Annotated in this window: 5 protein-coding genes and 3 tRNA genes; 2 read left to right on the forward strand and 6 right to left on the reverse strand. The window is 37.3% G+C overall.

Annotated features, from left to right (window positions below):
- Positions 1–25: 25 nt before the first annotated feature.
- Together OCV88_RS15845 and OCV88_RS15850 are read right to left on the reverse strand one after the other, a co-directional pair.
- Positions 26–3487: a tubulin-like doman-containing protein gene (locus OCV88_RS15845; RefSeq protein ID WP_158426417.1), complete on the reverse strand. Its 3462-nt coding sequence runs from the start codon at positions 3485–3487 to the stop codon at positions 26–28.
- 17 nt (positions 3488–3504) lie between these two features.
- Complete coding sequence (locus OCV88_RS15850; protein ID WP_158426418.1) at positions 3505–5655, reverse strand: vWA domain-containing protein; 2151 nt, start codon at positions 5653–5655, stop codon at positions 3505–3507.
- Positions 5656–6015: 360 nt separating this feature from the next.
- Here OCV88_RS15850 and OCV88_RS15855 point away from each other — a divergent pair, with 360 nt between their 5' ends.
- Both OCV88_RS15855 and OCV88_RS15860 read left to right on the forward strand, forming a co-directional pair.
- Complete coding sequence (locus OCV88_RS15855) at positions 6016–7764, forward strand: IS1634 family transposase (RefSeq protein ID WP_158426422.1); 1749 nt, start codon at positions 6016–6018, stop codon at positions 7762–7764.
- 254 nt (positions 7765–8018) lie between these two features.
- A complete protein-coding gene (locus tag OCV88_RS15860) occupies positions 8019–8921 on the forward strand; it encodes a LysR family transcriptional regulator (RefSeq protein ID WP_158426419.1) in 903 nt (300 codons plus the stop codon).
- Positions 8922–9046: 125 nt separating this feature from the next.
- On the opposite strand, the gene OCV88_RS15865 is transcribed toward OCV88_RS15860, so the two are convergent.
- From OCV88_RS15865 to OCV88_RS15880, 4 genes are all read right to left on the reverse strand, one after another.
- Entirely contained in the window at positions 9047–10459 is a 1413-nt protein-coding gene (locus OCV88_RS15865) for an NCS2 family permease (RefSeq protein WP_158426420.1), read from the reverse strand.
- A gap of 298 nt (positions 10460–10757) precedes the next feature.
- Positions 10758–10828: transfer RNA gene (locus OCV88_RS15870), tRNA-Cys, on the reverse strand.
- 54 nt (positions 10829–10882) lie between these two features.
- Positions 10883–10954 (reverse strand) — tRNA-Glu (locus OCV88_RS15875).
- A 45-nt stretch (positions 10955–10999) separates the two neighbouring features.
- Positions 11000–11071: transfer RNA gene (locus OCV88_RS15880), tRNA-Asn, on the reverse strand.
- Between the last annotated feature and the right edge of the window lie 329 nt (positions 11072–11400).

Here is an 11400-nt window from a genome sequence, read left to right on the forward strand (position 1 = left end):
TTATTTCACCACCTTTACCTTCTTCTTAATACTTGCCTGTCTGACGGGTTTTCTCGATAAATTCTTCGCTTGCTCGCTCTAAGTCATCAGCAATAATCATTGCCTCTTCCAGCATTCCCAGTTTTCTTAAACGGCTGATTGTGATATTTAATGCATCTGCCTTAAAGGAATCAATATTATCCATGCACTCGGTTTCATACCAGCTGTAATTCTTTATAAATGCATGATATTGTTCAATGACAAAAGCTGCAAAATCATAATTCAGTTTCTGTTTCGTACAGAACTGAGCCATGTATTCGTAAATAATATCCAAAATAGCCCGGACAAATTCTTTGCCCTCTTCTTCATAGAAATCTTCAGCCGGAGTAGATACTTTCAATAACATTGCCAGATCGAATACAGACTGAATATTTCCGGAAAATTCTACAAGTTTGAACTTTTCCAGACGGGTTTTCAACAATGTGCGGTCAAAACTGATCTTTTTCAGTTTCTCATATTTAATATCTTCTTCCACACTGTTAAGAATCATTTTTACAACTGTAGGATTAATAGTTAAAGCATCCAGAATTTCAAAGAAATTGTCACAAGGCGTATGATTAGATACAATAAAATCCTGAGTCTCCTCACCAATTGCAATTCTGTAATAGCGCTCATTTTCTACAATGGGGCGATATACAATTTTACCGAAAATCAAACCGAGAATCATTGCTTTGTAAATATTTTTCTCCATCTGTTTTTGGTTGCCCTCATCCAGATCCGGCATCTGGGAAAGCAGGTGCCATTCCCGGTCAAGATGCGGTGTGATAATTTCTCTTGCACCCTTTCCAGGTTTAATCTGATTAATCAGATCGAAATAAGCAGTATAATATTCACCGCCTTCTCTTCTTGCAGTTTCTGTCTGTGCAGGAGGTGCAAATTTAGATAAATCATTGGCTCTGATTCCATAAAGTGCTTCATAGAACAGAATCATATTTTTCTCAATATCATTATCTTTTACACCGCCGTTATTTGCCAGTGTACGATTTACCAGAGCTTCTCTTGCAATATCCCCTTTAATATACAGGCATGGATTATACGCACATGCCCGGATAGGCTGTCGCTGTTCACCAATTGGCGCTTCTATAAACGGAGCCGCCAGTATTTTTGTGGAATTAATAGCATCTTCCACATAACGTTCTGCTTCATCTTTATTAAAGATTTCTTTCTCATATCCTGCTTCTACTTCCAGGGCAGTAATAATGTCAATATCAATTTCACTTCCGTGAGAACGCATCAGCGCATTTCTGAAATGCTCTAAAATAGCTGTGTCAAACAAATCCATAAAGAAGGAATCATTCTTTGGTTTGTCATCGCCCATCATAGCATATTCCCGAATCTTGCTGTAAATTTTATCACACAATTCTCCCGGCAGATCTAGCCCGTCACTGGAATAAGATGCTTTAGCTGACAGCTTCTTTAAACATTTCTGTGAAGCGCAGACATAACGAACCGCATGTCCGGACAAATTGTGATATTTTTTCTCAATAGTTCTGATATTTGCGTCAATCTGTTCTACACGGCCTTCAAATACTGTATAGAATAACTGGAAAGATTCACAGATATTCTGTACATATAAAATAGCTTCTTCTAAAACATTTGCATACACAGCTGCAAAACGATATTCGCTGATAAACTGATAAAATGTATTGAATTTCTTTAATACTTCTTCCTGTTTAGAAGTCAGCTTTCTAAGTTTTCCAAGAATCGGTTTTTTCTCGATCTTATCTGAAATATCATTGTATGTCTCTGTAACATCCTTTGTATCCGGATTATCAAATTTGGTTTTTTCAAATGTAAGAATATATTCTTCTTTTTCTTTTAACTCATTCTCATTAGAAAGCTTCTGCTTCTTTAATGCATCCAATGTCTGATAAAGAAAATATCTGGCAGCATTGGGATGAATAAAACTTCCTGTCTCAGCATCCCGCAGATATGTCTCCAGCTGATGCTTATTTCTGTCTTTTGTAACATTTCCGTTATCTGATTTAAACAAAGAATATGCAATTGTTCTCGCTGTCTCAGATGTACGTTTCACAGAAAGTCCCTTGTAACGCACCAGCTTCATGTATGCATTGGTAAAATCATACTCTCCGTCTACTCCGATAGCACCGATGGCTTCCTCACATTCTCTTTCCTGTTCTTCCACGTCTACCTGAACAGTAGTCAGCATATTTTCCACATGCTGGCGCAAAGCTGCAATGTAATTCTCCCATTTGTCATCTTCACTTACAAGACCATCCTCTGTCAGATTGCAGCATGCATTTTTAATGGCCATTGCAAAAGCATTTTTATTTTCTGCCGCGGAATCAATAGAAGTAATATAATATTTATCCGGCGTAATATTTGTAGCCTGATAACCCTGGCTTCGTTTCTTTTTATTTTCTTCCAGCATTTTGTGGTATTCCTGATCAAATACCAGCCACTGGGTAGAAACGCTTTCCTTTGCCCACTGCAATGCCAGATATTCTTTAATATCTTTAAATGGATATACAAGCATAGCACTTCCGGCACCGCAGTAACGGCTTCTTCCACCTGTCTTGCACAGCAGTCTTACTACATTGTCCTCAGAGGAATTGCTTCGTTTATTCATTGGACCGATAGACTGCGCATAAATGCAGTTTGCAGCGTGTTCTTTATACTGTTCGAAAGAAGTAAGCTTTTTGCCGTCCTTATTCTGAGCGTCAAACAGGAAACAGAAATCATATGGGGTTACTTCATAGGAATCATACTCATCTGATCCGATTCTTGGAACCTCAAATTTCAGATCTCTGTATTTCTCTGGTAAAGTTCCGTCCCCTTTCATTAAAAATGCATCCAGCTCACGCAGTGTAGCATATGCATTACATCTTAAATTATTTCTTTCCGGCTGTCCGGTAATTACTTCATAAAATACTTCCGGCAGAATGAAAAATCCACGCATAATATTTGCACTCTGTTTAAACCGGGTTGTTAAAAAGTTTTTAATGTACATTGCCACCGGAAGGATTAAACCGGAACCGGTACCGCCGGCCAGAGAGCTTACTACAATCACGCGGAGTGCCTGCTGTGCCTGTTCACCTGTCAGCTGATTTAATTCCTCAATTGCTTTATGTAACGGTTCCACATTTCCGGCACGAATTGCGGTGTCCAGAGCCAGTCTGGAGATTGCCCGTACCTGACCTGCTCCTTCAGTCAATGTCTTTTTGTTTAAAATAGGACTTACCGGAAACCATTTATCTTTTGCATGAACATCCTGCTCCAGATATTCTCCTACTGTCATCTTTGTGGATGTCTGTACAGTACGGATTAAATTATTCTCCGCACGAATATCCGCCAGCTCATTTACATCTGTATCAAATACCACAAAACGTATATGCTGTGCCTGTTCCTCATTTACCTGTTTTGCAACACGTTTTACAATGTCTGAGCCTGTTCCCCCAAGACCTACTACTAATGTTGGTGCTAACATAACCTTTTCCTCCGTTTTTACAAATTACATGTATATTTATTTTTTCCAACAATGGCTACAATACTGACATTTGTAGCAACCACTTGTTTTTTTGTGCCTTTTTCAATTACTTCATTATCAAATTTTATCTCTTTTTTGCCTGCATAACGGTTAGCATTGGTAATTTCCATTCTTCCCCGGCTTACAGCCCGTACCTGGAGTTTAGAAAATCCACTGACACCCGGTTTTAAGAACCTGACCTCGCCGCGCTCTCTGCGGTATGGGATAAGAATAGACCAGAATTTTTTCTGGAATGCGCCGTTATACGATTTTCTTTTACCAATTCCATTAGTGGGTACTTCTGTTCCTCCCAGTTTCTTTTTCAAAGATCTTGGAAAACGCTTTTTAAATGGCGGCAGGAATCCAAGAATTATAATAATAACTGCAAGCAGGGCAAGTAATTCTTTCCAGTAGTACATCAGTGGAAGCTTTTCAGCAATAAGTACAGCATTGGAGCTTTCACTTTTTGCCGCCTGTCCTTCATAATTTAATACAGCATTAATCACACAGTCTGCTGTTTCATCACTTAAAGGACTTTCATCCTTATCATGGTCATAAATTACTTCTACTTTGTATGTAGATACTTTATCACCCTTTGTAACTTTAAAGCTTAAACATTTACTGTCAGAAACCAGCCGCAGGTCTGTGGCTTTCCAATACTCCTCTGAAAGAGGTTTTCCCTCCTGCTTTACAGTAATCAGTGCATAACCTGATTTCTCTATAAGATCTTCCTTTTTAAAATTTCCTCCGCCATCCATATTTTCAAGCTGTACCTCATCAATAGTCAGTGGAGGCAGTGGATTTGCAACCTGAATTTTATGCTGTCCTTTTACTACATAGTTACCCGGAAGTTCTATGGAAATATCTGCTGTCAGATCTCCTACCTGAGCATTATATGTTACTGCTTCCCCGCTGCTTTCCAATATTTCTTCTTTATCCCCGTTTTTAATTTTATAGGTAACATGAATATCTTTCATCAAATCTGATTCTATCACCTGCTGAGTAATAGGATCCCGCAGCACAGCTTCAATCTGAACTTCTCCAGGTTCAATAAAATCATTGACATTGATCTCTTCCCCGTTCTGGGTAATAGAGACAGAGGCATCTACTTTCGCTTTATAATAAATCTGTACATTAGACAAGTCAGAAACTTCTACTTTATATTCGCCGGCGCTTAAGGGAACACTGTCATCTGCACTTACAAAGGATGTAATCACACCGCTTAAATTATTGGCTACCTTGATCTTGTCCGCATATTTACTCTGATAATTTGGGTTCGCTTCTGAACTGTATGTAACATCTATTTCAGATTCTTTTTTTACCTCACTGTCCGGGTTTGTCATATTTCCAATACTGATATTTTGTCCCTGAGCAAAGATAATCAGTTCCTCCATAGGAACATCCGTATTTAAAACCAGTGTTTTATCCATAGTCGTTACATGGGTATCGCCGGACAATGTCAGACGTTCACTGATCAGATTACTTATTTCTGTCATACAGGATAAAATATCAGTGCTTTTTTTTGCATATCTGCAGTACAGCCCCTTTTTTTCATCATTCTGAAACTTAGTGACATCATCACCGATGGCAAGATAAATAACTTTCACTCCACTGGATGTAAATTTATCAAAATCTTTTTTGATACCGGTTGCTGAAACGCCTCCTTCAAATTCACCATCTGTAATAATAAATAACCATTTTTCTGAATTTTTATCCTGTTTTTGTAAATCACTATAAGCGGCTTCCACAACAGAATACGGCGTGTCTTTCGCATCCGTTTTCCAGTTATGTACTGCCTTTGCCCTCTCTTCAGCACTCTGGCTTCCTTTCAGAGTCAACCCCTTTTTCCCCTCCAGGCTCATAGGATAAATATTCAGGGTATCATCCGATGATAACATGGTGCTGAAAACCTCCATAGCATATTTGGCCTGACACCATTTATCATAAAATTCAGCTTTGGATGCATCTCCATCACTTTTTATCATACTTCCTGAATCATCATATACAACATTTATATATTTATTTATTTTTTCAGCAGCCTGTACCTTTTTTGGGACATAAAAAAAACTGCCTGTTAAACCAAATATCATTATCAATGATAAAACCAGACAGCCTAATTTTTTGTTCATTTTCAATCCTCCCCGCTTTTGTATAATATAGATAATTATAAACTAATTTAACTGCTAATACAATTCTATTTACTTCCATCTAACATTAAAATATGTCATTTGTTTGATTATTTCCTCAATATATACTGAAATTATTTTAAAGTTACAGTATTTATGTTAAAATGTTGACAAAATCAATAATCGGAGACAAATTATGCGGGATATTAATTTATTTAATTTGCCGGGAGTTTGACAGTTGAATAATAGAAAAATACCTCGCAGGCCTTATAGCGCCTGCATTTTTTTGTCAAATTTTTATGCTTTTATATGTACTTGTTTGTACTAGTGTGGTATAATATAAAAAAAGGAGATTTTCTTATCATGTATATCGCAGTTACGGGTAGTAAAAATAATAAAGACATATATATTTATCAATCATTTCGGAAAGAAAACGGGAAGTCCTCCTCCCGTATCTACAAAAAGCTCGGAAAGTATAATGCTCTCTTAGAACAATTCCATGGCGATGTAGATAAGCTGATGGCATGGGCAAAAGAACAGGCTGCCAAAGAAACCGAGCTTTATAAGCAGCACACAGGGAAAATCGCCGTAGAGTTTTCAAAAACTGCAACTATACCATTGAACGAACGACGTTCCTTCCATGTTGGTTACCTTTTCCTTCAGAATCTTTTTACACAGTTGCGTTTGGATAAAATCTGCAGGGCAATCAAAATCCGCCATAAATTTAAGTATGATTTACATGCGATACTTTCCGATCTTGTCTATGCAAGAATCCTTTCTCACGCAAGTAAACTGGCCAGTTACGAGTATTGCCAGTCCTTACTGGAACCACCAAAATACAGTCTGCAGGACGTTTATCGTTCGCTTTCTGTGATTGCTGAAGAATCAGACTTTATTCAAAGTGAGCTTTATAAGAACTCCAACTTTATTCATCCAAGAAATAAACGTATTCTTTATTATGACTGTACGAATTATTACTTTGAAATTGAAGAAGAAAGTGATTTCAAACGTTACGGAAAAAGTAAAGAAAACAGACCTAATCCAATCGTAACAATGGGATTATTTATGGATGCAGATGGGATTCCTCTTGCTTTTGATATCTTTCCGGGAAATCAAAATGAACAGACAACCTTAAAACCTTTAGAATCTAAAATTCTTCAGGATTTTAACTGCAGTGAGTTTATCTATTGCTCCGATTCCGGTCTTGGAAGTACAAGTAACAGAAGATTTAACAGCCTTGGAAATCGTGCTTATATTATTACTCATTCTCTTAAAAAGATGAAAAAGGAAGATCGTGAAATTGCTCTGAATCCAACCCAGTTTCGTAAAGTAGGATCCCAAAAGTTTGTAGATCTTCGTACACTGGATGAAACAGATGAAGAAGTTTATAACGCGATTTACTACAAAGAAGTACCTGTTGTCACAGGCAGCATGGATGAAACCCTGGTTGTTACCTATTCTCCAAAATATAAAGCTTATCAGCGAAAAATCCGCACCCGACAGATTGAACGTGCAGAAAAGATAATTGCAACCCCCTGTCGCAAACGAAAAGGGAAAAATCAAAATGATCCCATGCGATTCGTCAAAAAAGCTTCCATTACTCCAGACGGAGAGATTGCAGAAAAACAAGTGTATGCTCTTGATAAAGAACAGATAGAAAAAGAAGAAATGTATGATGGGTTTTATGCGGTTATCACAAATCTTGAGGGCAATATTTCAGAAATCATAAGAATAAATAAACAAAGATGGGAAATCGAAGAAAACTTCCGAATCATGAAAACCGAATTTGAAGCAAGACCTGTATATGTCCGAAGAGAAGATCGAATAAAGGCGCATTTCATGACTTGCTACATGAGTCTTCTTCTTTATCGTTTGCTGGAAAAAAAGCTCGAAAATGTTTATACAGCCAGTCAGATCCTCGGGACATTACGTTCTATGCAGATGACACTGTTAAGTACAGCCAGTGGATATATTCCATCTTACACAAGAACTGGATTGACAGACGCATTGCACAAAACATTTGGTTTTAGAACGGATTATGAGTTCATCACTAAAGCTTCTATGCGAACGATCGTTAAAGATACCAAACAGATAAAACCAAAGATATCATAATATAGCACATATCGTTACAAAAAGGGAAACGGCTATGCACCCCATATTTACTGAGGATATAGCCGTTTTTTCACTTTCCAACTGTCAAAGATGGGATTATAAACTAATTTAACTGCTAATACAATTCTATTTACTTCCATCTAACATTAAAATATGTCATTTGTTTGATTATTTCCTCAATATATACTGAAATTATTTTAAAGTTACAGTATTTATGTTAAAATGTTGACAAAATCAATAATCGGAGACAAATTATGCGGGATATTAATTTATTTAATTTGCAGTTAATGGATCTTGAATTATTTTTAAATGTTGCAAGATATGGCAGCTTCACCAAAGCCGGTGAAAGAATGTTTATGACACAGTCTAGAGTCAGTAAAAGAATTGACTTAATGGAAAACGAACTTGGTCTGCAGCTATTTATACGAAATAAAAGAAAAGTAATTCTTACTCCCGCCGGAAGGGTATTAGAACAGCGGCTGGAAAGAATTACAGATGATATTCTTGATGCTCTTCAGGAAGCACATACAACTCAGATGGGAATGTCCGGATATTTAAAACTAGGATTTCTGGAATGGAGTAATCTGCTGTTTATGGATTATCTGGAAAAATTTACTGATCTTAATCCACAAATATCGGTAGATCTGTTTCGGAATAATTTTTCTGAATTAAGAGCCAACCTTTTTACAAATAGAATGGATATTATATTTACAATGTCCTACGACTGTAATGCTTTTACGGAAAAAGAATACTCTATGGTAAAACTGGCGCCTACACATATGGCAGCTTATCTAAACATCAAAAATCCTCTGGCACAAAAAGAAACTCTTTCTGTAAAAGATCTTCAGGCGGAGTATCTGCTGATGCTGGACCGAAAATCTTCTCCGGGATATTGTTCTTATGTTAATCAACTTTTTAACAGCCAGAATATACATCCGCTGATTTCTCATTACAGCCACAGCGGCGGCGAACACATTGGGAATCTGATATTAAATAAGGGAATACTCATTGCCAGTGATCTGTTTATGGGAGACTCCTGGCAGGATCAGATCCGGAAAATTCCTCTGGAAAACACAAAAGTTTATGTAAATGCTATCTGGAAAAAGCAAAATACGAATCCCGCATTAAAACAGTTTTTAAAAGTTATCAATTCATAAAAAGAAAAGGAGAAGCTGTCAATTGTATCATCCATTTCCAATCACTAGATTTCAAAATCTAATTTCGGGAAAGTGACACAATTGCAGCTTCTCCTTTTTTATTATTATTTCTCTGACAGTTATTCCTAATGAGTAAAGAAAAACATCAGTCCAAATAATACGGCTATAACCCAGGTTCCCGCATTCACTTCTTTGATCTTTCCGGTAAATACTTTAATAGCTGTATATGATATCAAACCAAAAGCAATACCATAAGAAATATTATACGTAAACGGCATAATGGCAATGGTTAAAAATGAAGGTAAAGCAATTGCAGGATCATGCCATTCAATTTCCTTTACACATTCAATCATTAATATACCCACATAAACAAGGGCCGCCGCATAAGCACATACAGGCACAAACGCTGCAAGAGGTGAAAGAAACATTGCTATAAAAAACATAACAGCTGTTACTATGGAGGATAAGCCGGTGCGTCCCCCTACTGCTACACCGGATGAAGATTCCACAAATGTTGTAACTGTGGAAGTACCGCAGACAGACCCTACACATGTTGCTATGGCATCTGACAACATCGCCTGATTCATATTTGGGACTTCTTCTTCCCCCTTTTCATTTTTTACAAGCAGATTGCCGCCCCGGCAGGCTCCATATAATGTTCCTATTGTATCAAACATATCCATCATACAAAATGCCAGCGCAGTTGTTATAAATGCAATAACCAGTCCACTGATACTATGACCTTCCACTGATAAATAGGCAGAAAAATCAAATCCTTCCGTAAATACTTTTCCAAAAGACTGCACTCCAAATTCCTGAAATGCTTTCAACGGATTTAATGATACATCAGATAGAAATCCCTCGTAAAATCCTGGAATAGTAAGGCCCAGTAAATAATAAGCTGCTGTGGCACCCAAAATACTCCAGAGAATCGCCCCTTTTACTTTTTTCTTAGCTAGAATACCAATAGATATAATTGCCGCCACAGTAATAAGCAGTGGCATAATACTTTCCCAGTCGGCCGTTCCAAGTAAATTAAAAGAAGCAAGATTTACACCGGTAGATTCATCTTTTATAACCAGCCCTGCATCCTGCAGTCCAAGGAACGCTATAAATAATCCAATCCCCGCAGGAATAGCCTTTTTCACTGCTGACGGAATAGAATCAAAAATAAGACGTCTTAATCCTGTAACTGTTAATAAAATAAAAATGCATCCGTCTGCCAGCACAAATACCAGCGCATTTGCATAACTAAATCCCATACCAAAGCAAACTGTATAAACAAAAAATGCATTAATTCCCATTCCGGAAGCCTGGGCTAAAGGCAGATTTGCCAGCAATCCTATCAAAATTGTACCAACAACTGCAGAAACAGACGTTGCTATATAAATAGCTCCGTATGATACATCTCCTAATTGAGAAAACATTCCGGGATTTACCATCAGGATATATGCCATAGATATAAAGATCGTAATACCCGCTGTTATTTCTGTACGTATTGTCGTATTGCGTTCCTTTAATTTAAATAACTTTTCCACTTAATTCTTTTCCCCTGTTCAAAATATTATAGTTAATATTCTTATTGTCTCAATTTAGCAATAAAATACACTATGAAAATATACTGCCATAAAAAAACAGATTATTCAATTGTATTAGAATTCTCATCCTGCATTTTTCTTCTACGGAGTTCTGCCCGTTTCAAGTAATCCTTTAAAAGAAAATTTTATTCTTTGTGTATCTGAATAGTAAAAAACATTTTTCTGTGGCCTCTTAGAATTACAACTAACTAATTTTATGGAAAAATAAAAAAACCCCAGATTACTCTGAGGTTTATAAAGGCGACAACCAGATTCGAACTGGTGATAGAGGTGTTGCAGACCTTTGCCTTACCACTTGGCTATGTCGCCCTAATCTACTAAATTATACCATTTGTAAATTATTCAGTCAAGAACAATTTACAATGACTCCAACGGGAATCGAACCCGTGTTACCGCCGTGAAAGGGCGATGTCTTAACCGCTTGACCATGGAGCCATCTTCCTTATCCTCTTTCAGTTCCTTTATTTTTAACTGAAAAAACTCCCCGAGTAGGGCTCGAACCTACAACCCTTCGGTTAACAGCCGAATGCTCTACCATTGAGCTATCGAGGATCAGGTACTATCTTATTTCATATACCTTCAAAACTTCATACAGATTTCCGTGAAAGCATTCCAGATAACCACTTTCTTTTCTAAGGAAGTTCGATTCACTAAAACCATTTTCCTTTTTTGAAACCGGGGTCACCTCAAAAGCTTTGCTTTCTCGGTGCCATTTGCTTCGCAAATGCCTTTCCTTCAACCGTTTCCCACAGCTCAGAAAATAACTTTTCTTCCCTGTGCTTCCGGTTTCGGAAACCCGCTTTCTTCCCTTTTTGGTCAAGCCCTCGGACGATTAGTATCAGTCAGCTCCATACATTACTGCACTTCCACCTCTGACCTAT

The organism is Brotonthovivens ammoniilytica, assembly GCF_025566885.1.
In the GTDB taxonomy this organism is placed as follows: Bacteria; Bacillota; Clostridia; order Lachnospirales; family Lachnospiraceae; genus Brotonthovivens; species Brotonthovivens ammoniilytica.